The sequence below is a fragment of the Mycobacterium sp. E2327 genome (genome assembly GCF_001672675.1).
In the GTDB taxonomy this organism is placed as follows: domain Bacteria; phylum Actinomycetota; class Actinomycetes; order Mycobacteriales; family Mycobacteriaceae; genus Mycobacterium.
In genome coordinates this window covers 22,156-48,097 of record NZ_LZKE01000255.1, presented here as the reverse complement: position 1 = coordinate 48,097, position 25,942 = coordinate 22,156, and the positions used below count along the sequence as shown (strand labels likewise).

The 25,942-nt window shown below is 67.8% G+C and carries 25 protein-coding genes; 16 read left to right on the top strand and 9 right to left on the bottom strand.

Annotated features, from left to right (window positions below; translation table 11 throughout):
- Together A5712_RS29530 and A5712_RS29525 are read right to left on the bottom strand one after the other, a co-directional pair.
- Positions 1-1,172 (bottom strand): cytochrome P450 (locus A5712_RS29530; protein ID WP_068114039.1); only part of this gene is annotated, 1,172 nt, incomplete at its 3' end.
- Positions 1,169-1,789, bottom strand: a complete 621-nt coding sequence (locus tag A5712_RS29525) for a TetR/AcrR family transcriptional regulator (RefSeq protein ID WP_068114036.1) — start codon at positions 1,787-1,789, stop codon at positions 1,169-1,171. The genes A5712_RS29525 and A5712_RS29530, both read right to left, overlap by 4 nt.
- A gap of 184 nt (positions 1,790-1,973) precedes the next feature.
- Between A5712_RS29525 and A5712_RS29520 the strand changes: the two genes are divergently transcribed.
- The 5 genes from A5712_RS29520 (at position 1,974) to A5712_RS29500 (ending at position 6,913) form a co-directional block, all read left to right on the top strand.
- Positions 1,974-3,443, top strand: a complete 1,470-nt coding sequence (locus A5712_RS29520) for an aldehyde dehydrogenase (protein WP_068114033.1) — start codon at positions 1,974-1,976, stop codon at positions 3,441-3,443.
- Positions 3,444-3,452: 9 nt separating this feature from the next.
- Positions 3,453-4,202 (top strand): SDR family oxidoreductase, encoded by a 750-nt coding sequence (locus A5712_RS29515; protein ID WP_068114030.1) that lies wholly within the window; start codon positions 3,453-3,455, stop codon positions 4,200-4,202.
- A 75-nt stretch (positions 4,203-4,277) separates the two neighbouring features.
- Positions 4,278-5,132, top strand: a complete 855-nt coding sequence (locus A5712_RS29510; protein ID WP_068114028.1) for an NAD(P)-dependent oxidoreductase — start codon at positions 4,278-4,280, stop codon at positions 5,130-5,132.
- Positions 5,133-5,143: 11 nt separating this feature from the next.
- On the top strand, positions 5,144-5,581 hold the full coding sequence (locus A5712_RS29505; protein WP_068114025.1) for a carboxymuconolactone decarboxylase family protein: 438 nt from the start codon (positions 5,144-5,146) through the stop codon (positions 5,579-5,581).
- A 144-nt stretch (positions 5,582-5,725) separates the two neighbouring features.
- Positions 5,726-6,913: an IS30 family transposase gene (locus A5712_RS29500; RefSeq protein ID WP_231982278.1), complete on the top strand. Its 1,188-nt coding sequence runs from the start codon at positions 5,726-5,728 to the stop codon at positions 6,911-6,913.
- A gap of 52 nt (positions 6,914-6,965) precedes the next feature.
- Here A5712_RS29500 and A5712_RS29495 read toward each other — a convergent pair whose 3' ends face one another.
- The gene (locus A5712_RS29495) at positions 6,966-8,051 is read right to left on the bottom strand and encodes an aldo/keto reductase (protein ID WP_068114019.1); all 1,086 of its coding nucleotides are present in this window, start codon (positions 8,049-8,051) and stop codon (positions 6,966-6,968) included.
- Positions 8,052-8,144: 93 nt separating this feature from the next.
- Between A5712_RS29495 and A5712_RS29490 the strand changes: the two genes are divergently transcribed.
- A complete protein-coding gene (locus A5712_RS29490) occupies positions 8,145-8,552 on the top strand; it encodes a MarR family winged helix-turn-helix transcriptional regulator (RefSeq protein ID WP_068114017.1) in 408 nt (135 codons plus the stop codon).
- Between the two features lie 24 nt (positions 8,553-8,576).
- Positions 8,577-9,845, top strand: coding sequence for a phosphoribosylamine--glycine ligase (purD, locus tag A5712_RS29485; protein WP_068114012.1), 1,269 nt, complete (start codon positions 8,577-8,579; stop codon positions 9,843-9,845).
- Here the strand turns inward: purD and A5712_RS29480 are convergent.
- Together A5712_RS29480 and A5712_RS29475 are read right to left on the bottom strand one after the other, a co-directional pair.
- Complete coding sequence (locus tag A5712_RS29480; RefSeq protein ID WP_068114009.1) at positions 9,842-11,425, bottom strand: gamma-glutamyltransferase family protein; 1,584 nt, start codon at positions 11,423-11,425, stop codon at positions 9,842-9,844. The genes purD and A5712_RS29480 overlap by 4 nt on opposite strands.
- Before the next feature lie 142 nt (positions 11,426-11,567).
- Positions 11,568-12,467, bottom strand: coding sequence for an esterase (locus A5712_RS29475; protein ID WP_068114007.1), 900 nt, complete (start codon positions 12,465-12,467; stop codon positions 11,568-11,570).
- 61 nt (positions 12,468-12,528) lie between these two features.
- Here A5712_RS29475 and A5712_RS29470 point away from each other — a divergent pair, with 61 nt between their 5' ends.
- Positions 12,529-13,146, top strand: a complete 618-nt coding sequence (locus A5712_RS29470; protein ID WP_068114004.1) for a TetR/AcrR family transcriptional regulator — start codon at positions 12,529-12,531, stop codon at positions 13,144-13,146.
- Between the two features lie 4 nt (positions 13,147-13,150).
- On the opposite strand, the gene A5712_RS29465 is transcribed toward A5712_RS29470, so the two are convergent.
- Positions 13,151-13,879, bottom strand: coding sequence for a DUF429 domain-containing protein (locus A5712_RS29465; RefSeq protein ID WP_068114000.1), 729 nt, complete (start codon positions 13,877-13,879; stop codon positions 13,151-13,153).
- Between the two features lie 104 nt (positions 13,880-13,983).
- On the opposite strand from A5712_RS29465, the gene purB reads away from it, so the two are divergent.
- From purB to A5712_RS29445, 4 genes are read left to right on the top strand one after another with little or no spacing between them, the layout of a single operon-like run.
- Entirely contained in the window at positions 13,984-15,402 is a 1,419-nt protein-coding gene (purB, locus tag A5712_RS29460) for an adenylosuccinate lyase (protein WP_068113996.1), read from the top strand.
- Positions 15,399-16,646 (top strand): cytochrome P450, encoded by a 1,248-nt coding sequence (locus A5712_RS29455; protein WP_068113993.1) that lies wholly within the window; start codon positions 15,399-15,401, stop codon positions 16,644-16,646. Before purB ends, A5712_RS29455 begins: the two co-directional genes overlap by 4 nt.
- Positions 16,643-17,635, top strand: coding sequence for a tellurite resistance/C4-dicarboxylate transporter family protein (locus A5712_RS29450; protein WP_068113990.1), 993 nt, complete (start codon positions 16,643-16,645; stop codon positions 17,633-17,635). The genes A5712_RS29455 and A5712_RS29450 overlap by 4 nt, the downstream gene beginning before the upstream one ends.
- Before the next feature lie 55 nt (positions 17,636-17,690).
- Entirely contained in the window at positions 17,691-18,647 is a 957-nt protein-coding gene (locus A5712_RS29445; RefSeq protein WP_156766831.1) for an alpha/beta hydrolase family protein, read from the top strand.
- A 5-nt stretch (positions 18,648-18,652) separates the two neighbouring features.
- Here A5712_RS29445 and A5712_RS29440 read toward each other — a convergent pair whose 3' ends face one another.
- Positions 18,653-19,273 (bottom strand): hypothetical protein, encoded by a 621-nt coding sequence (locus A5712_RS29440; RefSeq protein WP_068114048.1) that lies wholly within the window; start codon positions 19,271-19,273, stop codon positions 18,653-18,655.
- 60 nt (positions 19,274-19,333) lie between these two features.
- Between A5712_RS29440 and A5712_RS29435 the strand changes: the two genes are divergently transcribed.
- Positions 19,334-20,227, top strand: coding sequence for a phosphoribosylaminoimidazolesuccinocarboxamide synthase (locus A5712_RS29435; RefSeq protein WP_068113988.1), 894 nt, complete (start codon positions 19,334-19,336; stop codon positions 20,225-20,227).
- Positions 20,224-22,386: a S9 family peptidase gene (locus tag A5712_RS29430; protein ID WP_068113984.1), complete on the top strand. Its 2,163-nt coding sequence runs from the start codon at positions 20,224-20,226 to the stop codon at positions 22,384-22,386. The genes A5712_RS29435 and A5712_RS29430 overlap by 4 nt, the downstream gene beginning before the upstream one ends.
- Here A5712_RS29430 and A5712_RS29425 read toward each other — a convergent pair.
- Entirely contained in the window at positions 22,315-22,761 is a 447-nt protein-coding gene (locus A5712_RS29425) for a DoxX family protein (protein ID WP_068113981.1), read from the bottom strand. The genes A5712_RS29430 and A5712_RS29425 overlap by 72 nt on opposite strands.
- A gap of 91 nt (positions 22,762-22,852) precedes the next feature.
- On the opposite strand from A5712_RS29425, the gene A5712_RS29420 reads away from it, so the two are divergent.
- Entirely contained in the window at positions 22,853-23,416 is a 564-nt protein-coding gene (locus tag A5712_RS29420; protein WP_068113976.1) for a TetR/AcrR family transcriptional regulator, read from the top strand.
- Here the strand turns inward: A5712_RS29420 and A5712_RS29415 are convergent.
- Entirely contained in the window at positions 23,413-25,035 is a 1,623-nt protein-coding gene (locus A5712_RS29415; protein ID WP_068113973.1) for a DHA2 family efflux MFS transporter permease subunit, read from the bottom strand. The two genes, A5712_RS29420 and A5712_RS29415, sit on opposite strands and share 4 nt — an antisense overlap.
- 183 nt (positions 25,036-25,218) lie before the next feature.
- On the opposite strand from A5712_RS29415, the gene A5712_RS29410 reads away from it, so the two are divergent.
- A complete protein-coding gene (locus A5712_RS29410) occupies positions 25,219-25,923 on the top strand; it encodes a DUF2334 domain-containing protein (protein ID WP_068113970.1) in 705 nt (234 codons plus the stop codon).
- Positions 25,924-25,942 lie beyond the last annotated feature (19 nt).

The window sequence follows — 25,942 nt, the reverse complement described above, 5'->3', positions numbered from 1 at the left end:
CGGATATGAGGTTGACGAGGCCAACGCCGTCCGCGTCCACTCCAGCAACGTCCGCGGATCCGCTTGAACAACTCGGTCAGCGCAACCCGGGCTTCCATCCGGGCGAGGTGGGCGCCCAGGCAAAAGTGCGCGCCGCTGCCGAAACTCAGTAGCTTGGGCCCGATTTCGCGACCGATCAGGAAGTCGTCGGGCTTGTCGAAGACCCGCTCGTCACGATGCCCGGAACCGGGCAGCAGCAGCAGGACGTCGCCCTCCGGGATCGTGGTGTCGTAGAGGGTAAGCTCTCCCGACACGGTGCGGGCCAGGATCTGGCTGGAGGTGTCGTAGCGCAGCGTCTCCTCGACCCACAGCGGCACCCGGGACAGATCGTCGTAGACCGGCCCCAGCTGATCGGGGTTCTTGTGGCCCCAAAAGGCGGCATTCGCAAGGAGTTTGGTGGTCGTTTCGTTACCGGCGATCACCATGAGGAACATGAACCCGAGGATCTCGTCGTCGGTGAGTCGGTCGCCGTCGATCTCGGCTTCCAGCAGCGCGGACGTCAGATCGTCGGTCAGCTTCTTGCGCCGCTCGGCCACCATTCCCTGGTAGTAGACGATGAGGTTGATCGAGGCCTCGACGGCCTCCGGCGGCACATCGGTGACACCCTCGTCGCGGTGCATCACGCCGTCGGCCCAGGCCCGCACCTGTGCGCGATCCGGCTCGGGAACACCCATCAGCTCGGAGATGACGTCCATGGGCAGCTTGCCGGCGAACTCGTCGATGTAGTCGACCGCGCCGTCCTTCGACTTTTCCAGCATCGTGTCCAGGTGCGCCGTGGCGATCTCGGTGACGCGGGGCTCGAGTTCGCGGATCCGGCGCGGGGTGAAGCCTTTTGAGACCAGGGTGCGCAGACGTAGGTGAGCAGGATCGTCCATCGCCAGAAACGACATCGTCTTGCTGGCGTGGGGGCCGCGCGACGCCGGATCCAGCGAGACACCGTATTTGTTGGAAAGCGTTGTGCTGTTGCGGAATCCCTGCAGCACGTCTTGATGCCGCGACAGCGCCCAGAACTTCAGCTCCTCGTTGCGATACAGCGGAGCCTCGTCGCGCAGTCGCTGGTAATACGGGTACGGATCTTCATGGAAGTCGTAGTCGTAGGGATCCAAGACCGGCTTGTCGGTCTGTACGGTCATTGCTCTTCTCCGGGGCGGGGCAGGATGAGGCCGACGACATAGCCGAGACGGTCGGCGATCTGGTGATAGGTGAACTGGCCGCTGGCGGCTTGCACCAGTGCGCCGAAAAAAGCCATTTCGAGCGCGGACACGGTGTTGGGGTCGGCGCCGGGCCCGATCGCGGTGGCGATGCGTCGGTGGATCTCGGCGCCGATCCGGTCGCGCGCGGCGCCCACCGCCGGGTCGGCGCCGCCACCGAGCAACGCGATCGTGCATGCCGCTCCGACCTCCGGTTCGTCGGCGACCACCAGCGCAAGGTGACGCAACACCTTGTCCACCCGGACCGGCATCGGGTCGTTGACGTCGGTGAAGTACGGGACTTGCCGCACCAGGTCGAGGTAGACCTCGGCGATCAAGTGGTTCTTCGACGAGAAGTAGGTGTACGCGGTGGCCGGGGCGACCTTGGCCCGCGCCGCCACCGCCCGGACCGTCAGGTCGGCGTAGGACTTCTCGCGCAGGGTTTCGATGCCGGCGGCGAGCACCTTGCGGAACGTCTCTTCCTGGCGGCGGTTGCGCACCGGCTGTCCGGTCTGAGGGTCGGCCTGGGATGCGACGGTAACCAGGGCATCGCTGGACACGTGTCCACGCTAGCCGAAGTCGGCGACCGGAAGCAAGCACGAGTTGTGAACCCCCAGCTTAAGGAGGTATATCGCACTGGCCGGCGGCCACCGAAGAGATCGGCCCTTGCACCGCAGACCGCCCGGCGACTAGGGTTCGATCGGACAACTGTCCACCTGCCATCACTATTCGGGAGCGGGAGATATGGCGTTACTGGCCGACGGCACGAGCGCATTGTTCATCGACGGCAAACTGGCGCCGGGCAACGCCGGCACCTTCCCGACGATCAACCCGGCAACCGAGGAAGTGCTGGGGGTCGCCGCCGACGCCGACGCCGACGACATGGGGCGCGCCATCGATGCGGCGCGGCGGGCCTTCGATGACACGGACTGGTCGCGCAACACCGAGTTGCGGGTGCGGTGCGTGCGCCAGCTACGCGACGCCATGCAAGCCCACCTCGAGGAGCTGCGCGACATCACCATCGCCGAGGTCGGCGCGCCGCGGATGCTCACCGCCATCGCCCAGCTCGAGGTCCCGGTCAACGACCTGGCGTTCGCGGCCGACACGGCCGAGTCCTACGTGTGGAATCAGGATCTCGGTGAGGCGTCGCCGATGGGAATCCCCACCCGGCGCACGATCGCGCGCGAGGCCGTCGGGGTCGTTGGCGCGATCACGCCGTGGAACTTCCCCCACCAGATCAACCTCGCCAAGCTGGGCCCCGCGCTGGCCGCGGGCAACACCGTCGTCCTGAAGCCCGCGCCCGACACGCCCTGGTGCGCGGCGGTATTGGGCGAACTCATTGCCGAACACACCGACTTCCCGCCCGGCGTGGTCAACATCGTGACCTCCAGCGATCACGCCGTCGGAGCGCTGCTGGCCAAAGATCCACGGGTGGACATGGTTTCGTTCACCGGGTCGACGGCCACCGGGCGCAGCGTGATGGCTGACGGCGCTGCCACCATCAAGAAGGTCTTCCTGGAGCTGGGCGGCAAGTCGGCGTTCATCGTGCTCGACGACGCCGACCTCGGCGGCGCCGTCGGGGTCGCGGGGTTCTCCGTGTGCATGCATGCCGGGCAGGGGTGCGCGATCACCACCCGGCTGCTGGTGCCGCGGGCCCGCTACGACGAGGCCGTCTCCATCGCGGCCGCCACGGTGGGCGGGATCAAGGCCGGAGACCCCACCGACGCGGGAACCATTTGCGGGCCACTGATTTCGGCGCGACAGCGTGATCGGGTGCAGGGCTACCTGGACTCGGCGGTCGCCGAGGGCGGGACGTTCGCGTGCGGCGGCGGCCGCCCGGCGGACCGCGACGTCGGCTTCTTCATCGAGCCCACCGTGATCGCCGGCCTCGGCAACGACGCCCGCGTCGCCCGGGAGGAGATCTTCGGTCCGGTGCTCACGGTCATCCCCTACGACGGCGACGACGACGCCGTGCGCATCGCCAACGACTCGCTATACGGCCTGTCGGGCACCGTCTTTGGCGCCGACCCCGAGCGCGCCGCGGGGGTTGCCGCGCGGATCCGGGCGGGCACCATCAACGTCAACGGCGGCGTATGGTACTCGGCCGACGCGCCGTTCGGCGGGTACAAGCAGTCCGGCAACGGCCGCGAGATGGGTCTGGCCGGATTCGAGGAATACCTGGAAATCAAAACCATTGCGACAGCGGTTAGCTAGAGGAGCGGCATGCGGTTCGAAAACAAGGTTGCCATCGTCACCGGATCGGGCGGTGGCATTGGCCAGGCCTACGCCGAGGCGCTGGCCCGCGAGGGCGCGGCCGTCGTCGTCGCCGACATCAACGTGCAGGGCGCCGAGAAAGTGGCCGACGGGATCAAGGGCGACGGCGGTACGGCGCTGGCCCTACCCGTCGACGTGTCGGATCCGGTGTCGGCCAAGGAGATGGCCGACCGCACGCTGGCCGAGTTCGGCGGCATCGACTACCTGGTGAACAACGCCGCGATATTCGGGGGCATGAAGCTGGACTTCCTGCTGACCGTCGACCCCGAGTACTACAAGAAGTTCATGAGCGTGAATCTCGACGGCGCCCTGTGGTGCACCCGCGCGGTGTACAAGAAGATGGCCAAGCGCGGCGGCGGGGCGATCGTCAACCAGTCCTCCACTGCGGCATGGCTTTACGCCAACTTCTACGCACTGGCCAAGGTCGGCATCAATGGCCTGACCCAACAGCTCTCGCGCGAACTCGGCGGGCAGAACATCCGGATCAACGCGATCGCGCCCGGGCCGATCGACACCGAGGCCAACCGGACCACCACGCCGCAAGAGATGGTCGCCGACATCGTCAAGGGGCTGCCGCTGTCGCGGATGGGAACTCCCGACGATGTCGTCGGGATGTGCCTGTTCCTGCTGTCCGACGAGGCGTCGTGGATCACCGGGCAGGTTTTCAACGTCGACGGCGGGCAGATAATTCGGTCATGACCGCGCCGGCGACGATACAGAGCGAAAAAGCGATGTGGGGGCACCTCCCGCTTGCGGGGGAGAGGAGCGGCGCAAATGACTGAGCACTTGCGCCTGGGCTACATCGGCCTTGGCAACATGGGCGCGCCGATGGCGACCAAGATGACGGAATGGCCCGGCGGGGTGACGGTCTACGACATTCGGACCGAGGCCATGACGCCGCTGGCCGAGAAGGGCGCCAACCTGGCCGACACCGTCGCCGACGTGGCCGCGGCCGACATCATCCATGTCACCGTCCTGGACGATGCGCAGGTGCGCGAGGTCGTCGGCGAACTCGCGGCACACGCCAAGCCCGGCACGGTGATCGCGATCCACTCGACCATCAGCGACACCACCGCCGTCGAGTTGGCCCGCGAACTGAAACCGCGCGACATTCACGTCGTCGATGCGCCCGTCAGCGGTGGCGCGGCCGCCGCCGCGAAGGGCGAGCTCGCCACCATGGTGGGTGCCGATCGTGAGGTGTACGAACGGATCAAGCCGGCGTTCAAGCACTGGGCCGCGATGGTCGTCCATGCCGGTGAGCCCGGCGCGGGGACGCGAATGAAGTTGGCGCGCAACATGTTGACGTTCACTTCCTACGCCGCGGCGTGCGAGGCCATGAAACTGGCTGAGGCGGCGGGGCTGGATCTGCAGGCGCTGGGCCGGGTGGTCCGCCACACCGATGCGCTCACCAGCGGTCCGGGGGCGATCATGGTGCGCGAGAACATGAAAGACCTTGAGCCGGAAAACTTCCTGTACCAGCCGTTCCTGCACACGCGTGGGCTCGGGGAGAAGGATCTCAGCCTGGCGCTAGGTTTGGGTGAGGCGTTGTCGGTCGACCTGCCGCTGGCCCAGCTTGCATTTGAAAACCTGGCGGCCGGCCTCGGGCTGCCGCACACCGCGTCGGACTGATTGGAGGGCTCATGGACGAGCTGCGCCGCAAGGGCCTCGAGAAGATGAACGAGGTCTACGGCTGGGAGATGCCCAACATCGAGGGCGACCCCTACTTCGACCTGACCGTTGACCATCTGTTCGGCAGCATCTGGACCCGCCCCGGATTGTCGATGCGCGACAAGCGCATCATGACGCTGACGGCGGTGACCGCGATCGGAAATCGCGACCTCGCCGAGATCCAGATCAACGCCGCGCTGCTCAACGGGGAACTGTCCGAGACCGAACTGAAAGAGATGGCCGTCTTCCTGACCCACTACCTCGGGTTCCCGCTCGGCTCGGCGCTCAACGGCGCGGTCGACGCCGTCGTGGCCAAGCGCAAGAAGGCCGCGGCGAAGGGCGCCGGCGAGGACAAGAAGGCCAACGTCGACGCCGCGCTGAAGATGCACTCGGGCAACGCTTCCGATTAGCTTCGCCTAGCAGACGCAAAAGCCCCTATTTTCGCGCCTTGGGTTCTATGGGTGATCGCAACAGTCGTCTAGTTGGAGGCTGTTGTGTTTTTGAGGGCTTATCCCTGGGTCGTTGGTCAGTTCTGGGATCGCATCCGAGAGGGGATGTCAGCGGGTGAGGCCGGTGTAGCCGTTGGCGTGTCGGTGTATACCGGGCGGCGCTGGTTTGCTGATGCTGGCGGGGTGAGACCGAAATTTCCTGATGGCGGACCGCGTAAGCGGCCGCGGCTGACCCTGGGCGAACGGGTGATCATCGATGTCGGTGTCAAGATGGGTAAATCGATCCGCAAGATCGCTGAGGAGTTGGGGCGCGCGGCGTCGACAGTCATGCGCGAGATCGAGCGAAACGCGTTCTGTTACGGGCGGTATCGGGAACGGTACCGGTTCGGGGCGCCGAAAAAGGGTGGCCGCGACGCCAAGCCTCGCTATAGCGCCACGGGTGCTCAGGCGCGCGCCCAGCAGCGAGCGCGTCGAGCTAGGCCCGGCAAGTTGGCGCTCAATGAGACATTGCATGACGAGGTGCAGACTCGGCTACTGGAGAAATACAGCCCCGAGCAGATCGCTCGCCGGCTGCAGCTGGACTTTCCCGACGATGCGGAGATGCGGGTGTCTCACGAAACCATCTACCAGGCGATTTACGTCCAAGGCCGGGGCAGTTTGCGTCGTGAGTTGCATCAATGCCTACGCACCGGGCGGGCTCTGCGCAAACCCCAACGCCGCGCCGATGCACGCCAGGGCCGCATCCCCGACATGGTCAACATCAGCGAGCGCCCACCAGACGTCGAAGACCGCGCCGTGCCCGGACACTGGGAAGGTGATCTGATTCTGGGCGCTGGCGGTAAGTCGGCAATCGGCACCCTGGTGGAGCGGGCCACCCGGTTCGTGCTGCTTCTGCACCTGCCCGATGATCACGGCGCGCTGGCAGTGCAGGAAGCGATCGTGGCCAAAATGGCTCAACTGCCGGCAATCCTGCGCCGGACCCTGACCTGGGATCAGGGCCGCGAGATGGCCAATCATGCGGCCATCGCCGCGGCCACCGAACTCGATATCTACTTCTGCGATCCCCACTCGCCGTGGCAGCGCGGGAGTAACGAGAACACCAATGGCCTGCTGCGCCAATACTTTGCCAAAGGCACCGACCTGTCGGTGTGTCCGGCCGACTACCTCGACTACGTTGCCGCTCAGCTCAACAACCGACCACGCAAAACACTGGGCTGGAAAAAGCCAGCAGAAGTCCTCGACGAACTACTCTCAGAACCGTCCAAACCCATCACTGTTGCAACCACCGCCTGAAACCGCCCGCCGAAAAGGGGGCTTTTGCGTCTGCTCACGCTGATGACGGACCTCAGTACGGCTGGACGCCCTGCGGCATCACGTATTCCGATATCGGCCCGGACACGCCGTTGACCGTCGTTCCGCCGTTGATGATGCCCGGCGCCATTTCCAGCATGTTGTTGGGAAATCCGAACGTCGGTTTGGTCAGCTCGTCGAGCCGGGCGAGTTCGTCGGCGCCGAGGGCGACGTCGACGGCGCGGAGGTTGTCGTCGAGCTGTGAAAGCCGGCGAGCCCCGATGATGATCGACGAGACGGCAGGCTGGGCGCGCACCCAGGCGAGCGCCACGCTGGCGACCGTCGTCTCGTGCGCCTTGGCGATGATCTCGAGTTCGTCGACCACCGCGTAGGTCTGCTCGTTGAGGAAGGCATCGACCATCGCGCCGCGATCGGAGTTGTGCTGGCCGGTGTTTCGGCGGGTGTACTTGCCGCTGAGGACGCCGCCCTTGAGCGAAGACCACGGCGTGATGCCGAGGCCGAATTCCGACGCCATCGGCACCAGTTCCTGTTCGATGGAACGTTCGAGCAGCGAGTACTCGACCTGCAACCCGACGAACGCCGACCAGCCGCGGAAGCCGGCGATGAGGTTGGCTTGGGCGATCTTCCACGCCGGGGTGTCGGAAACGCCGATGTAGCGCACCTTGCCCGACCGGACGAGATCGTCGAGCGCCGCCATCGTCTCCTCGATGGGAGTATTCGAGTCCCAGATGTGCAGCCAGTACAGGTCGATGTAGTCCGTCTGCAGGCGCCGCAGCGAGTTTTCGCACGCGCTGATCAGTGACTTGCGGCCCGAGCCGCCACCGTTGGGATCGCCCGGATACAGGTTGCCGCTGAACTTGGTGGCGATCACCAAGCGATCGCGGCGGGCGGCGTTGCGCCCGACGTGGTCGCCGATGATCTTCTCCGAGTGGCTCCTGGTGTAGAAGTTGGCGGTGTCGATGAAGTTCCCGCCGAGTTCGGTGTATCGATCGATGATCTGTTGGGACTCTTCCACACTGGTGCCCCAGCCGAGGTCCTCGCCGAATGTCATGGCGCCCAAGCACAGGGGGCTGACGCGCAAGCCGGAGCGTCCGAGTGTCACGTATTGGTCCAGTCGCATTTCCGCAGACATAGGATCGCTTTCTGGTAGATTGTTCGATTATGATCTTGTTCGATTCTAAACTAGTTCAGTTCTGAACGATCTGGCAAGTCGATGTCATCGGGCGATGCGGCCAAGATCTGGTCGTTGAATTACCGGGTGCTGGTTTCGGTCATCTCGTGCGCCGAGCCCGACATCTGCGCGCTCGGGCTCGAGTCCAAGGAGCTGTTTGTGCTCGCCGAGATCGACGAGCATCCCTATCCGGCCGAACTCGCGGCGACGTTGTGCATGCCCAAGGCGACGGTGACGGTCTACCTAAAACGGCTCGAGGCCGCGGGATTCGTGCACCGGGAGATCGACCCCGCCGATCTGCGTCGCCACCGACTTCTCCTGACCTCGGCGGGCCGCAAAGTCTGTACGGATGGGCTTGCGCTGCTCTCGGGGGAGTTCGACAAGCGCCTCAGTCGTCTCACCGCCGCGCAGCAAAAGGAGTTCAAAGGCCTGCTGGAGCGAATCGTTTGAACGGCTGAGCTAGTCTGACGTCTCGTGCGCGTCCTGGTGATCGGTTCCGGTGCCCGTGAGCATGCGCTGCTGCTGGCGCTCCGGGAAGATCCGCAGGTCACGGGCCTGGCCGTCGCGCCGGGCAACGCCGGCACCGGTCGGCTCGCCGAGCAGCACGACGTCGACATCACCTCGGGTGATGAGGTCGTCGCGCTGGCGCGCGAGGTCCGCGCCGACCTGGTGGTCATCGGTCCCGAGGTGCCGCTGGTACTCGGTGTGGCCGACGCCGTGCGCGCCGCCGGCATCGTCTGCTTCGGGCCCAGCAAGGACGCCGCCCGCATCGAGGGCTCCAAGGCGTTCGCCAAGGAGGTCATGGCCGCCGCCGGTGTGCGCACCGCGAGCAGCGAAATCGTCGACAGCCCAGCACGTTTGGATGCGGCCCTGGACCGGTTCGGGCCGCCCGCCGGCGACCCCGCCTGGGTGGTGAAGGACGACGCCCTGGCCGCCGGCAAGGGCGTGGTGGTGACCCCCGATCGGGATGTGGCACGCGCGCACGCGGCCAGCCTGCTCGAGTCGGGGCACCCGGTGCTGCTGGAGTCCTTTCTCGAGGGCCCCGAGGTGTCGCTGTTCTGCGTTGTCGACGGCGCCACCGTGGTGCCGCTGTTGCCGGCGCAGGACTTCAAGCGGGTCGGTGAGGGTGATAGCGGACCCAACACCGGCGGCATGGGCGCGTACGCGCCGCTGCCGTGGCTGCCCGAGGACGTCTACCGCGAAATCGTCAGCGGAATCGTCGAACCCGTTGCGGCCGAACTGGTTAAGCGGGGCAGCCCGTTTTCCGGATTGCTCTACGTCGGCCTGGCGATCACCGCGAAGGGACCCGCGGTGGTCGAATTCAACTGCCGCTTCGGGGATCCCGAGACCCAGGCCGTGCTGGCGCTGCTGGAGTCGCCGCTCGGCCAGCTGCTCCACGCCGCGGGCACCGGCGCGCTCGCCGAGTTCGGGGAGTTGCGCTGGCGGGACGGCGCCGCGGTGACGGTGGTGCTGGCCGCCGAAAACTACCCGGGGCGCCCCCGCGTCGGCGACGTCATCGTCGGATCCGAAGCCGACGGGGTGCTGCACGCGGGAACGGCGCGCCGCGACGACGGCGCGGTCGTCTCGTCGGGCGGTCGGGTGCTGTCGGTGGTGGGCACCGGCGCGGACCTGTCCGCCGCCCGCGCGAACGCGTACGACATCCTGAGTTCGATTCGATTGCCCGGCGGTCATTTCCGCAGTGACATCGCCCTCGCTGCGGCGGAGGGCAAGATCAGCGTCTAGAACGCCGCGGCTTGCCCGTCGCGGCGCGGATCGCTCGCCGCCAGGTACCCGTCGTCGAGGCGCCAGATCGCCTGGCAGCTGCCGAACTGGTTGTAGTCGTCGACGGCGACCAGGTCGTGACCCCGCCGCTGCAGCTCGTCCAGCGTCGACTGCGGAAAGCCGTTCTCGCAGCTGACCTGTGTTCCCTGCACCCAGCGAAATCGCGGGCCGTCGCACGCGGCCTGCGGATTCTGCCCGTGGTCGGCGATGCGCACCATCACCTGCACGTGGCCCTGGGGCTGCATGGTGCCGCCCATCACCCCGAAGCTCATCACCGGGGCGCCGTCCTTGGTGACGAATCCCGGGATGATCGTGTGGTAGGGACGTTTGCCCGGCGCGACCCGGTTCGGATGACCCTCCGCCACAACGAAATCCGCGCCCCTGTTCTGAAGGGAGACCCCGGTGCCCGGCACCACCACACCCGAGCCGAACCCCATGTAGTTGGACTGGATCATCGACACCATGATCCCGCTGGCATCGGCGGCGGTCAGATACACGGTGCCCCCACGCGGGGTGCCGGCCGATGCCGGTTTGGCTCGTGTTCGATCGATCAGGGCCGCGCGCTCGCGAAGGTAATCCTTGTCCAGCAGGCGATCGGGAGCCAGGGCCATGTGGTCGATGTCGGCGACATAGGCGTGCGCGTCGGCGAAAGCGAGCTTCACCGCTTCGATCTGCAGGTGCACGCTGTCGGCGGAATCCGCCGGCAATGAGGACATGTCGAAGTGCTCCAGGATGCCCAGCGCGATCAGCGCCACGATCCCCTGACCATTGGGCGGTATCTCGTGCACGGTGTATCCGCGGTAACCGGCATCGATCGTGCCGACCCAGTCGGCGCGGTGCGCGGCGAGGTCGCTGGCCCGCATCACGCCGCCGTTGGCCGACGCGTGCGCCTCGAGTTCGGCGGCAATGTCTCCGCGGTAGAACGCCTCGCCGTTGGTCGCCGCGATCCGTTCGAGCGTGGCCGCATGAGCGGGAAACCTAAACAGCTCACCGGGTTTCGGTGCCCGGCCCGCGGGCAGGAAAGCCTCGGCAAACCCGGGCTGGTCCCTGAACAGCGGCACCTGGGCGGCCCATTGCTCCGCGACGGTCGGCGAGACCAGGAAACCGTTGCGGCCGTAGGAGATCGCGGGTTCGAAGAGCTTCTCGAACGGAAGTTTGCCGAATTTTGCGTGGAGCTCCGCCCACGCGGACACGGCCCCGGGCACCGTCACCGAATTCCAGCCGGCCGCGGGAACGGCGTTGCCGCCGAAGTATTCCGGCGTCCAGCCGGCGGGGGAGCGACCGGACGCGTTCAGGCCGTGCAAGCGCTGCCCGTCCCAGACGATGGCGAACGCGTCCGAGCCGATACCGTTCGACACCGGCTCCACCAGCGTCAGGGTGACGGCGGTCGCGATCGCGGCGTCCACCGCGCTGCCGCCCTCGGCCAACATGCGCAGACCAGCCTGGGCCGCGAGGGGTTGCGATGTGCAGACGACGTTCGCCGCCACGACGGGCTTTCGCGGCCAGGCGTAGGGGAGGCTCCAACCGAACGGTGTGGTCACGGTCGGATCGTCGCACGGGCGCCCTGTGAACCCTCTGTGGGGGCCATACGACTGTTCTCAAACTTGATAGCGCATGTGCTATCGGATTCGGGACTCGATATCCCCAAGGAGAGCCGGCTCTTCAGACCGCGTGGCTGCCAACTCAGGCCGTCAGCAGCGGCGCCATCCAGGTCAGCTCGGCCGGCAGATGCGAGCTCCAGAATTCGCCGTTGTGCCCGCCGGGCGAGAAGCCGCCGGCGGGTGGGTTGGGCAGTTGCGCGATGAACTGCTTCGTCGCCCCGTAGAACGGGTCGCTGTCGCCGCAATCGATCCGGATCGGGATCGACGCCAGCGCCGGCATTCCGAACACCGAGTTCGCCGCGAAGTCGTCGGGCCCGTCGAACGCGCCGGGCGCGGCCGCCCCGGAGGACAGCCACAACGCCGGGCTCACCGCACAGATCGCGGCGGTGCGCCCGGCCCCCAGCCGCCCGCCGAGCAGCAACGCGCCGTATCCACCCATCGACCAGCCCAGGAATGCGACGCGCGAGGTGTCCAGGTCTTGGCTTCCCAGCATCGGGATGAGCTCGTTGAGCACCATCGCCCCGGCGTCCTCGCCCGAGGCCCTCTTGTGCCAATAGCCACCACCGCCGTCCACGGCGACCACCGCAAACGGCGGCAACCCGGCGTTGACGGCCTGCGCGAGGCCCTGTTCGACACCGCCGGCCATCACGGTGGCGGCGTCGCTGCCCTTACCGTGCAGCGCGATCACCGGCCGCAGCGCCTTGGTCTGCCCGGGCGGCCGGGCGATCGCCCAGTTGGTGCTGACCCCGCCGCGCGCCGCCGACACGAAGGAGCCCGTCACCATCGTCGGCGCAGCCTGGGCCGGCGCCGCGGGCTCGAGCGGTGCGGGTGCCGCGGGCGGGCGGTCGCCGCCCCAAGACACCGGCGTGGCGTGTGACGTTCGGGGCTGGAACAGGGCGTATGCTCCCGTAGCACCGATGGCCGCGCCGGCGCCGAGACCGAGCAGGGTTCGGCGGCTCAGGTCGGGCATGCGGGCCATCATGCCATGACCGTTTGGCCGAAATGGCAATGCAGTACCACTTTTGCTGGCACGATGGCTACTCGTGACTGCAGCAGTTACTCCAAAGGGAGAACGTCGACGGTATGCGCTGGTGAGCGCCGCCGCCGAGCTGCTCGCCGAGGGTGGGTTCGAGGCGGTGCGGCACCGGGCGGTCGCCCGGCGCGCCGGCCTGCCCCTGGCGTCCACCACCTACTACTTCTCATCGCTTGACGACCTGATCGCGCGCGCCGTCGAGCACATCGGAATGATCGAGATCGCGCAGCTGCGCTCCCGGGTCAACGCGTTGTCCCGGCGGCGACGCGGACCCGAGACCACCGCCGAGGTACTGGCGGACCTGCTGGTGGGCGACCTGTCCGACCCGGCGCTCACCGAGCAACTGATCTCGCGCTACGAGCGGCACATCGCCTGCACGCGCCTGCCCGCCCTGCGCGAGACCATGCGCCGCAGCCTGCGCCAGCGCGCCGAGGCAGTGGCCGAGGCGCTGGAGCGATCCGGCCGATCGGTTCGCATCGAGCTGGTGTGCACGCTGATCTGCGCGGTCGACGGCTCGGTGGTCTCCGCTCTGGTCGAGGGTGGCGATCCCGCCGCCGCCGCGCTGGGCACCGTGGTCGAGCTGGTCGACGTGCTCGCCCCGATCGACCCGCGTCCGGTGCAGATCTGAGCCGTCACGGCAGCGACGGCGTCACGATGGCCCCGGTGGCTACATCGCCGTAGATCGTGACGTCGGCCGGGCGGCGCTGCGCGTACAACGCGACGTAGGCGCAGACGACGGCATCGACCGGATCTTCGGCGCGGCGCAGCTCGCTTTTGCGTTGCGCGGCGACGACTTCCCGCCGTAGCCGCGCCCAGCCGTCGTGGCCGTCGACGCGCAGCGGCACCGCGGCGTGCGCAAGCTTTTCGATGCCGTCCATCAGGAGCAGCAGTTCCGATTTGAGGCGCGCGACGTCGCGGCCCGGCTTGGCCTTGTACTTGAGGGTGCGCTCGAGCCGGAACAGCACGACGGTCGCCGAATGGGGGTAGACCTCGATGGCGCGCCGAGCGGCCGGCGACCGCGGGTCCATGTCGAGGCCCAGCGTCTCGGCCAGCCGCGCCGCGCGCGGCGTTTCGGCGAACTCCGGTTTGGCGGTATTACATGGATGCGCGCCCGCCTCGAACCTGCGGAAATCGCGGTTGAGCGCCGCCTCGGCGGGCCGCTGGCCGCTGGGATTGGTCACCACCAGCGGCGCGTCGAACGCCACCACGCAGTCGCCCCCGACATAGGGAGACACGGCGGCGAGCACGTCGGCGTCGTCGCGCGCGGCGCCGAGGTGCACGAGGTGGCCGTCGGCGTCGACCACGGCGACGCCGGTCGGCTTGCGACCGCCCCAGGCCAGGTCCACGCCGACGAAGTACACCGCGCATATTGTGCCGCGAAAGTGCAACTACCGACATCGCCACTCGGCGGATGCGTCGCCAGTTGCACTCTCGCGGAATTCGACCCACCGTAAGCTGTGTGCTTGTGAGCATTCCGAACGTGCTGGCCACCCGGTACGCCAGCGCCGAGATGGTCGCGATCTGGTCGCCGGAGGCCAAGGTCGTCGCGGAGCGGCGGCTGTGGCTGGCGGTGCTGCGGGCCCAGGCCGAGCTGGGAGTGGACGTTCCCCCCGAGGCGATCGCCGACTACGAGCGGGTGCTCGAGGACGTCGACCTGGCCTCGATCGCCAACCGCGAACGCGCGCTGCGCCACGACGTCAAGGCCCGCATCGAGGAATTCAACGCGTTGGCCGGCCATGAGCACGTGCACAAGGGGATGACGAGCCGCGACCTGACCGAGAACGTCGAGCAGTTGCAGATCCGGCGGTCGCTGGAATTGGTCTTCTCGCACGGTGTTGCGGTGGCGGCCCGGCTCGCCGAGCGGGCGGTGACCTATCGCGACCTGGTGATGGCCGGACGCAGCCACAACGTCGCCGCGCAGGCCACCACGTTGGGCAAGCGGTTCGCCTCGGCGGCCCAGGAGACGCTGATCGCGTTGGACCGCATGGGGGAGCTGATCGACCGTTACCCGCTGCGCGGCATCAAGGGCCCGATGGGCACCGCGCAGGACATGCTGGACCTGCTCGGCGGCGACACGGCCAAGCTGACCGAACTCGAGGGACGCGTCGCCGACTTTCTGGGCTTCGCAACGGTTTTGACCAGCGTCGGGCAAATCTACCCGCGATCGCTGGATCACGACGTGATCTCCGCGCTGGTGCAGCTCGGCGCCGGGCCGTCGTCGATGGCGCACACCATCCGGCTGATGGCCGGGCACGAGCTCGTCACCGAAGGGTTCGCCGAAGGGCAGGTCGGCTCGTCGGCGATGCCGCACAAGATGAACACCCGCAGTTGCGAACGGGTCAACGGGTTGCAGGTGGTGCTGCGCGGCTACGCCGCCATGGCCGCCGAGCTGGCCGGCGCGCAGTGGAACGAGGGCGACGTGTTCTGCTCGGTGGTGCGCCGAATCGCATTGCCGGACAGCTTCTTCGCCATCGACGGACAGATCGAGACGTTCCTGACCGTGCTCGACGAGTTCGGCGCCTACCCGGCGGTGATCGCCCACGAGCTGGATCGCTACCTGCCGTTCCTGGCCACCACCAAGGTGCTCATGGCCGCCGTGCGCGCCGGCATGGGTCGCGAGGCGGCCCACCACGTGATCCGGGAACACGCGGTGGCGACGGCCCTGGCCATGCGGGAACGCGGCGCCGAGCCCGACCTGCTCGACCGCTTGGCCGCCGACGAGCGACTCCCGCTGGACCGCGCTGCGCTGGAGGCCGCGCTGGCCGACAAGAAGGCGTTCACCGGTGCCGCCGGTGACCAGGTGGACGAGGTGGTCGCGGCGGTGGACGCCTTGGTCAGTCGCTACCCGGACGCGGCCAAATACACTCCGGGCGCAATCCTGTGACTCTCGCGGGCGCGCTCTCGGGGATCGACTTCACCGATCTCGACAACTTCGCCGGCGGGTTCCCGCACGAGCTGTTCGCCGTGCATCGGCGAGAGGCGCCGGTCTATTGGCACGAGCCGACCGACAACACCCCCGACGGCGAGGGCTTTTGGTCCGTCGCAACGTACGCGGAAACCCTTGAGGTGCTGAAGGACCCGGCCACCTACTCGTCAGTCACCGGTGGGCAGCGGCCATACGGGGGCACGCTGCTGCAGGACCTGGCCATCGCGGGCCAGGTGCTCAACATGATGGACGATCCGCGCCACACCCAGATCCGGCGGCTCGTCAGCTCCGGGCTGACGCCGCGCATGATCGGCCGCGTCGAGGACGACCTGCGCACCCGGGCGCGCCGGCTGCTCGACTCGGTGGTGCCGGGCGAACCGTTCGACTTCCTGGTCGACGTCGCCGCCGAACTGCCGATGCAGATGATCTGCATCCTGCTGGGAGTGCCTGAATCCGAACGACATTGGCTGTTTCAGGCCATCGAACCACAGTTCGACTTCGGCGGCTCGCGCAAGGCCGCCCTTTCGCAACTGTCCGAGGCGGAGGCCGGGTCGCGGATGTACGCCTACGGCCAGGAGCTCATCGCGTCCAAGCGCGCCGAGCCCACCGACGACATGCTGTCGATCGTCGCGAACGCCACGGTCGACGACGAGGACGCCCCGGCGCTCTCCGATCTCGAGCTGTACCTGTTCTTCAGCCTGCTGTTCAGCGCGGGCGCGGAGACGACGCGCAACGCGGTCGCCGGCGGCCTGCTGGCGCTGGCCGAGCACCCCGACCAACTGCAGGCGCTGCGTTCGGATTTCGGCTTGCTGCCGACGGCGGTCGAGGAGATGGTGCGGTGGACGTCGCCGTCGCCGTCGAAGCGGCGCACCGCCACCCGCGACGTCACGCTCGGCGGGCAGTCCATTCAGGCGGGACAGAAGGTCCAGATCTGGGAGGGCTCGGCCAACCGCGACGCCGACGTGTTCGACCGGGCCGACGAATTCGACATCAACCGGAAGCCGAACCCGCACTTGGGCTTCGGTCAGGGAATCCACTATTGCCTGGGCGCCAATCTGGCCCGCCTGGAGCTGCGGGTGCTGTTCGAGGAACTGCTGACGCGCTTCGGCGCCGTGCGGGTCGCCCGGCCCGTCGAATGGACGCGCAGCAATCGGCACACCGGCATCCGGCACCTGGTCGTGGAGCTGCGCGAGGAACAGTGACGATCCGCCTCGCCGATGCCGAGCCGTCACCCGATGTGTTCGCCGCGGTGATGGCGACCGGAATCTTGTCGATCGGCGCGCGCGACCACGGATACCGGTGGGCCAGCGACGCGCTCGGCGTCCTGGCCACCGTCGCTCTGGCTGTCCTGGTCGCCGTCACGGTCATCGCCGCCGCGCGTCGCAACCTCCGCTGGGACCTCACGGATCCCGACGTCACCCTGAGGCTGTTCACCTTCGTGGCCGCGTGCGCGGTGATCGACGCACGGCTGTCGTCCAACGTGTGGGTGCTGCGGGTGCTCGGTGCGATCGGGCTGTCGGCCTGGCTCGTGCTGATCGCGCTCAGCGCGCGAAACATGTTGGCGCCCAGCCGGACCGCGCTGCGTGACCACGCCAGCGGCGCGTGGGAACTGGCCAGTGTCGGGACATCCGGTCTGGCGATCGTGATGGCTCAGCTGGCGCACCGCACCGGCCATCGCTGGTGGCTGACCGTTGCCCTGCCGATGTGGGCGGCGGCGATCTGCATCTACGGCCTGATGACCTGGCTGATCCTGTGGCGCGCGATCGCCGAGCGCCAGGATCGTGACGGGTTCGAGCCGGACAGCTGGATCCTGATGGGTGGCCTGGCCATCGCCACCCTGGCCGGCGACGACATCCACGCCCTGGCACCCGACGGGCTGGCCGGGCCGGTGCGGGTGGTCACCGTGGTGACGTGGGTGGCCGCCACCCTGTGGATACCGCCGCTGATCTACTTCGGCCTGCGCCGGATCAACCATCGACCCGATTCGCTGCGGTTCGCCGGTGTGTGGTGGGCGCTGGTGTTCCCGCTGGGCATGTACTCCGCCGCCAGCTACGCCATGGCAGGCGAAATCGGTCAACGTTCGCTGACCACGGTTTCGCTGGTCTTCTTCTGGGACGCGTTGGCGGCGTGGCTGATTGTGGTCCTCGCCGGGTTACTGCGCGTGTCACGGCCGGTGGCTGACCGCCCGTAAGCGCAAATTAACGCCTCGGACTGAAGAGTTCTCGCCGAACCTGCATAATCTCCCGGTGACCAATACCTCTCGTGTTCGCTCGTTCGTTGTTGCACTGCTCGCTGCGTTGCCGATGCTGGCGATTCCGGTCGCCGCCGCCGACCCGCCGCAGGGTGCACACATCACCGACATCCAGCACGTCAACGACCGGTGGGACAAGGTTTCCGTCTACTCACCCTCGATGAACACCGTCATCGTTAACGATGTCTACAAGGCCCCCAACGCTGGCGCACCCGTCTTCTACCTACTACCCGGCATCGACGGCGGCGACGACAGAGCTTGGTTCGGCATGACCGACATCCAAGGCTTCTTCGCCAACAAGAACGTCAACGTCGTCTCCCCGCTCGGCGGTCCCTTCAGTTGGTGGACCAACTGGGTCAACGATGGCGGCAAGCAATACCAGACCTACATGACCAGGGAACTGCCCCCGGTGATCAACGCGCAGTACCACGCCAACGGCAAGAACGCCGTCGGCGGACTCTCGAGCACCGGCGGCACCGCCATCGACTACGCCGTCCAGGCGCCGGGAGTCTTCCGGGCCGTCGCTTCCTACAGCGGTTTTCCGTCCGTTTCCGACCCGGATGAGGCGCAACAGGTCTCGCTGACTTTGGCCAGTGGCGGCCAAAGCGCCGAGAACATGTGGGGACCCCTCGGCGGCCCCGAATGGGTGGCCCACGACCCGTCGAAGAACGCCGGAAAGTTGAGGGGCGTAGCGGTTTACGCTGCCGCGTCCGGCAGCGGCGGCGTGGGCGACGTCGACCGGCTGCCCGCGGGCTTCGGGCCGAACGTCGCCGGCGGGCTCATCGAACGCATCACCGCCGACAGCACCAAGCGGTTCGCCGATGCCGCGAACGCCGCCGGGCTGCGGATCACCTACATCGTTCGCCCCGAGGGCTCGCACACCTGGGGCCTCTTCGAGTCGGAGATGCAGGAGTCCTGGAACACCACCGTCGGACCGGCGCTCGGCGCATAGCGCGGTTAGCGGGCGCGCAGCGCGATTCCGGCCGACCGTAATTCCAGCGCGGCCAGCGCCCGGATGGTGACCGGATCCTCGCGCCGCCATCCGCCGACCGGGTCCGCGCTGATCGCGGCCAGCTTGCGCGGCGCCCGGTTCGTCAGGGCCCGCAGCGCCAGCAGCTGTTCGCCGGCCGGGGTCGCCGCCAGGCCGCTGACGGTCCACTTGCGCCGGAAGAAGCGCAGCCGCAGCAACAGCCACGGGACGACCACGATGAGCAGCGGCACGGCGACTACGGCCAGCGCCGCCAGCACCGCGAGCCAACCCGCGGTGGTCTCCAGGCTGTGCCCCGCCGCCGCGATGTCGAGGGCGGCGGCGCTGGCCGACGCGAGTGGCTTGCTGACCGCATCGCCGAGCACCGGGATGTTGTGCGCGCCCTGGCCGGCCGACGCCAGGTTGCCCGCGACGCCATTCGCGCCGATCTCGACCTGTCGGCCGGCCTCGGCGATGGTCGAGATGGCGTCGTAGACGGCCGTGCCGACGACCAGCCACAGCGCCGTCCACAGGAAGATGGCGAAGTCGCTGAACAGTTGGACGGCCAGCCGGCCGGGGGTGGTGGCATAGGGCAGAACCCGCGAGGGCAGCGATGTCATAGCGCAATACCAGCACAGGGCCGGGCGTTCGGCGCCCGATAGGCTGGCTCGATGCGCCCTGCACTGCCCGAGTACGAGCATCTGGCCAGCGGCAAGGTCCGCGAGATCTACCGCGTCGACCACGAGCACCTGCTGCTGGTGGCGAGCGACCGGATCTCCGCGTACGACTACGTCCTGGACAGCACGATCCCGGACAAGGGGCGCATCCTGACCGCGATGAGCGTCTTCTTCTTCGGACTCGTCGACGCGCCCAACCATCTGGCCGGTCCGCCGGACGACCCCCGCATCCCCGATGAGGTGCTCGGCCGTGCGCTGGTGGTGCGACGGCTCGAGATGCTTCCGGTGGAATGCGTGGCCCGCGGGTACCTGACCGGCTCCGGGCTGCTGGACTACCAGGCGACCGGCAAGGTCTGCGGCATCGCGCTGCCGCCGGGCCTGGTGGAAGCCAGCAAGTTCGCCAACCCGCTGTTCACCCCGGCGACGAAGGCGGCGCTGGGCGACCACGACGAGAACATTTCATTCGCCCGGGTGATCGAGCTGGTCGGTGGGGTGCGGGCCAACCAGCTGCGCGACCGCACCCTGCAGATCTACGTTCAGGCCGCCGACCACGCACTCACGAGGGGAATCATCATCGCCGACACCAAATTTGAATTCGGCACCGACGCGGGTGGCAACCTGCTGCTGGCCGACGAGATCTTCACACCCGATTCCTCGCGGTACTGGCCGGCCCGCGATTACCGGCCCGGTGTGGTCCAGACCAGTTTCGACAAGCAGTTCGTCCGCAACTGGCTGACCGGCCCCGAGTCCGGTTGGGATCGCCACGGGTCGCAGCCCCCGCCACCGCTTCCCGACGACATCATCGACGCGACCCGAAGCCGTTACATCGAGGCGTACGAGCGCATTTCGGGTCTGAGCTTCGACGACTGGATCGGCCCGGGCGCATGACGGACGCCGCACTGGACGCGCCCACGCCGCCCGTCGCGAAGCGGGTGGAGACCCGGCGGGAATTCCACGGTGACGTGTTCATCGATCCGTACGAGTGGTTGCGCGACAAGGCCGACCCCGAGGTCATCGGCTACCTGGAGGCCGAGAACGACTACGTCGATGCGATGACGGCTCACCTGGAACCGTTGCGGCAGAAGATCTTCGACGAGATCAAGTCGCGCACCAAGGAGACGGATCTGTCGGTACCCACCCGGCAGGGCGACTGGTGGTACTACGCCCGCACCTTCGAGGGAAAGCAGTACCGCGTCCAATGCCGGTGCCCCGTCGCCGACCCCGATGACTGGGACCCGCCGATCCTCGACGAGAACACCGAAATCCCCGGCGAGCAAGTCCTACTCGACTCGAACGCCGAAGCCGAAGGCCACGAATTCTTCGCGTTGGGCGCCGCCACGGTCAGCCTGGACAGCAACCTGCTGGCGTACTCCGTCGATACGGTCGGCGACGAACGTTATACCCTGCGGTTTAAGGACTTACGCACGGGCGAGCAGTACCCCGACGAGATCGCGGACATCGCCGCGGGAGCCACCTGGGCGGCCGACAACCGCACGGTGTACTACCTGACCCTGGACCCGGCTCACCGCCCCGACAAGGTCTGGCGCTACCGGCTCGGCTCCGGCGAACCTTCGGAGCTGGTGTATCACGAAGCCGACGAACGGTATTGGCTGGGCGTCGGGCTCACCCGAAGCGAGAAGTACGTGTTCATCGCGGCGGGTTCGTCGATCACCTCGGAGATGCTGTATGCGGACGCCGCCGATCCGCGGGCAGCGTTCACCGTCGTGCTGCCGCGGCGCGAAGGCGTCGAGTACTCGGTCGAGCACGCGGTGGTCGGCGGGGAGGACCGGTTCCTGATCCTGCACAACGACGGTGCGGTGAACTTCACGCTCACCGAGGCGCCCGTCAGCGATCCGACACGACAGCGCACCCTGATCCCGCACCGCGACGACGTCCGGCTCGACGGAATGGACGCCTTCGCCCGCCACCTCGTCGTGAGCTACCGCCGCGAGGCGTTGCCCCGGATTCAGTTGTGGCCCATCGGTTCCGACGGGGAATACGGTGAGCCCGAGGAAATCTCCTTCGACTCGGAGCTGATGTCGAGCGGTCTTGGCGGCAACCCCACCTGGGACTCGCCCAAGCTGCGGATCCGTGCGGGATCGTTGGTCACCCCGGCGCAGGTTTACGACATCGACCTCGCCACCGGTGAGCGCACGTTGCTGCGCGAGCAGCCCGTCCTCGGCGGCTACCGGCCCGCCGACTACGTGGAGCGGCGGGACTGGGCGCGCGCGGACGACGGGACCCGAATCCCGGTGTCGATCGTGCACCGCGCCGACGTTGAGTTTCCCGCGCCGGCACTGCTCTACGGTTACGGCGCCTACGAGATATGCACCGACCCAAGCTTTTCCATTGCCCGGCTGTCGTTGCTGGACCGGGGCATGGTGTTCGCCATCGCCCATGTCCGCGGCGGTGGTGAGATGGGCCGGCTGTGGTACGAGCACGGCAAGCTGTTGGAGAAGAAGAACACCTTCACCGATTTTGTCGCGGTGGCAAGGCATTTGGTGGATACGGGCCTGACCCGGCCGCAGCAGCTGGTCGCGCTGGGCGGTAGTGCGGGGGGCCTCTTGGTGGGTGCGGTGGCCAACCTGGCGCCGGACCTCTTCGCCGGCATCCTCGCACAGGTCCCCTTCGTCGACCCGCTGACCACCATCCTCGATCCCTCGTTGCCGCTGACCGTCACCGAATGGGACGAATGGGGAAACCCGTTGAGCGACAGCGATGTCTACGCCTACATGAAGTCGTATTCGCCCTACGAGAACGTCGAAGCCAGGCAGTACCCGGCCATCCTGGCGATGACGTCGCTGAACGACACCCGGGTCTACTACGTCGAGCCCGCCAAATGGGTTGCAGCGCTGCGGCACGCCAACACCGACGGTAACGCGATCCTGTTGAAGACCCAGATGAAGGCGGGACACGGCGGCGTCAGCGGTCGCTACAAGGCCTGGCAGGAAACCGCGTTCCAGTACGCGTGGCTGCTAGCCGCTGCCGACCGCGACCGCTACGGCGGCGGCCAGGAAAACGGCCTGGATCGCGGTGCGCAGGGGTAGCCGGGTCGTCATCGACTTGGGGGGATCGGGCATCCGGGAGGCGTAGACGTTGGCTGGGAACATGGCCAGCATCAGCACCAGCAGGCAGACGGCCGCCGCCACCCGGGTCACCGGAATGAGCAGGCCCACGGCCCCGAGCAGCTCCAGCAATCCGGTGATGGTGACCAGGTAGCCGGGGGCGGGCAGGCGCGGCGGCACGATCGCGATGAGGTCGCGCCGCAGCGGCGGGGCGAAGTGTGAAAACCCGGTCAGCAAGAACATCGCCGCCAGCCCGACGGCGAGCGCGGCCGTCCAGTTGTTGGCGTACGGGACGCCGAGCCAGCCGATGCTCCGCGCGGTGATGGTGGCCACTAGCAACGTGATCAACGGGGCCATTTCGATTCCAATCTAGACAATGACAAGATCCTAGCACCAGAAGGTAAACCCCTATCTAGTCACTGTCAAGTTTGGTCGCTATGCTGGCCTGATGGCCCGTCCCAACTACCACCACGGCGACCTGCGCGCGGTGATCCTCGCCGAGGCCGCGCGCCAGGTGGCCGAGCGCGGCGCCGACGGGATCTCGTTGCGCGAGCTGGCCCGCGGCGCGGGCGTGTCGCACGCCGCCCCCGCCCACCACTTCACCGATCGGCGCGGGTTGTTCACCGCGCTGGCCACCGAGGGCTTCCGGCTGTTGGCCGAGACGCTGACCCGCGCGCGGGGCCGCTTCACCGACGCCGCCCTGGCCTACGTGCGGTTCGCCCTCGAGCACCCCGGCCACTACCAGGTGATGTTCAACCGGTCGCTCCTGGACGCCGCGGACGCCGAACTGGCCGCCGCCGAGGCCGCCGCCGGGGCCGAGCTATCCCGGGGCGTCGCGACGTTGCGGGATCCCAACGCGCGGGCCGATCCTGCCGCCGCTCAGCTGGCGGCCTGGTCACTGGTCCACGGGTTTTCGACGCTGTGGCTCAACGACGCGGTCAACGCCGCCGTCAAACAGGCCGATCCGATGGACACCGTGCTGCGGATCGCCACCATGCTGTTCGAGAGTTAGTCGAGGTCCTCGCCCGCCGTTACGATCGCGGGCTGCTTCGGCAGGAACATCGCCGGGATGACGGTCAGTGTCACCAGCACGACCGCGATCACGAATACCGTTGTGTACGCGTGGGAAAGGTCGTGCAGGACGTTGTCGGCAAAGCCGGGGGCGAGCGCCTTCGGTGGGACGGCCGACGGGTCGACCGGTGTCCCGGTGGCGGCGGCTTTCTGTTGGAGGGCGGCGAGTTTGTTTGCCGCCGCGATGTTCTCGCTGCGGTTGAACTGGTTGGTGATGATCATCGACATCAGCGCGGTTCCCATCGAGCCGCCGATCTGATGGCTGACGCTCATCAGCGTTGTGCCGCAGGCGATCTGGTGGGGTGACAGGGCCTGCACGGACGCCACCGAGAGCGGCATCATCGTGCACCCCATGCCCAGCCCCATGACCGCCAGGGCGATCAACAGCGTGGGCAGGTACGCCGCCTGCCGGGCCACACCGAAAGCGAAGGCCCCCAGGCCCGCGGTGATCAGCGCGATGCCGATCAACACGATCTTGCCCGGGCCCTGCCTGTCCACCAGCGGCCCGGTCAGCCGCATGGTGAGCATGGCGCCCAGCCCCTGCGGGATCATGTGCACGCCGGCCTGCATCGGCGTCTGGTGCAACACCTGCTGGAAGTAGCTCGGGAGCAACAGGCCCGCCCCGAAAAACGCGATGGCGAACAGCACCATCGTCACGTTGGCCTGGCTGATCACCTTGTTCTGGAACAACCGCAGGTCGATCAACGGGTGGTCGGTACGGCGCCGCGCGTGGAGGACGAACGCGGCGATCAACAGCAGGCCGACGGCCGCCGGTATCAGGACGCGGCGATCGGCAACCGTCCCGCAGCGCGGGACGGAGGACACCGCGAACAGGAACGTCGCCAGGCCCGGCGACAGCAGCAGCCCGCCGACGACGTCGAACGTCTCCGAGCGCGTGGGGTGATCCCTGGGGAACACCACTGCCGCCAGAACCAGCGTCAAGAGCCCAATCGGCAGGTTGATCAGGAAGATCCACCTCCAGCTGGAGGTGTCGATGAGCCAGCCGCCCAGGATCGGCCCCCCGATCGGGGCGAGCAGCATGGGGATGCTCAGGATCGACATCAGGCGGCCGAGGCGGCCGGGGCCGGCCTCGCGGGTCATGATCACGAATCCCAGCGGCATCAGCATGCCGCCGCCGATCCCCTGCACCACTCGAAACACGATGAGCTGCAGGATCGTTGACGCGACCGCGCACAGCAACGAGCCCAGCGCGAACGCCACCACCGATCCCATGAAAAGCCGTTTGGTGCCGAACCGGTCGGCGGCCCAGCCCGTCAACGGGATCACGGTCGCCAGCGCCAGCGTGTAGCCGGTCATCGTCCAGGCGACGATGGCCTGCGACGACCCGAATTGGTCAATGAAGGTGCGTTGCGCGACGGCGACGACGGTGACGTCCAGGATTGCCATCACGGTGGCCAGCAGGCACACCCCGGAGACCCGTAACAGCCTGGCGTCCAGCTTGTCGGGGTAGACATGGGCGCCCGGATGCTGAGGCGGAGCGGTGGGCGGCGAGGTGTCGGCCGCTGCTGAACGGGCCTTATCCATGGCGTTGCTTAGCATATCGAATCGATTGCGTCCGCCGACGGTGGGACGCGTTTGCTGTCGGGGGCCGTTCGGGCGCCCGGGCGCGCGCAGATTCGCTGCTTGCGGGCCTGCCCGGCCGAATTTCCGCCTGGGCCGATATACGCCTGCCGTCTGCGTGTCCTTCACCGTCCCGACACCTGGAATCGTCAAACTGCAGGTGTGTCTGGAAAATTGATCGTCTCGGTGTCCGGGATCGGCGAGCGGACCCTGGGCGACGTCGAGGCGTTCTGCGCACAAATGGATGCCCGCAAGGTCCCGGTCTCGTTGCTGGTTGCTCCCCGGCTCAAGGGCGACTACCGGCTCGACCGCGACCCGCGCACCGTGGAGTGGCTGACGGCCCGTCGGGCCGGCGGCGACGCCATCGTGCTGCACGGCTACGACGACCCCGCAACCAAGAAGCGTCGCGGCGAATTCGCGGTGCTGCGCGCGCACGAGGCCAACCTGCGACTGATGGGCGCCGACCGGGTGCTCGAGCACCTCGGGCTGCGCACCCGCCTCTTCGCGGCACCGGGCTGGGTGGTGTCCCCGGGCGTGGTCAAGGCCTTGCCGCAGAACGGCTTTCGGCTGCTCGCCGATCTGCACGGGATCACCGACCTGGTCCGGCACAGCACGGTCCGCACCCGGGTGCTGGGCATCGGCGAGGGTTTCCTGACCGAGCCGTGGTGGTGCCGCATGGTCGTGCTGTCCGCCGAACGCATCGCGCGCCGCGGCGGCATCGTGCGGGTCGCCGTCGCCGCGCACCAACTGCGCAAGCCCGGGCCGCTGCAGGCGATGCTGGACGCCGTCGACCTGGCGTCGATGCACGGCTGCAACCCGACCGTCTACAAGTGGCGGGCCCACAGCGCGGTCCTCGACGCCGCCTGACCGAGCGGCTGATTGGCCC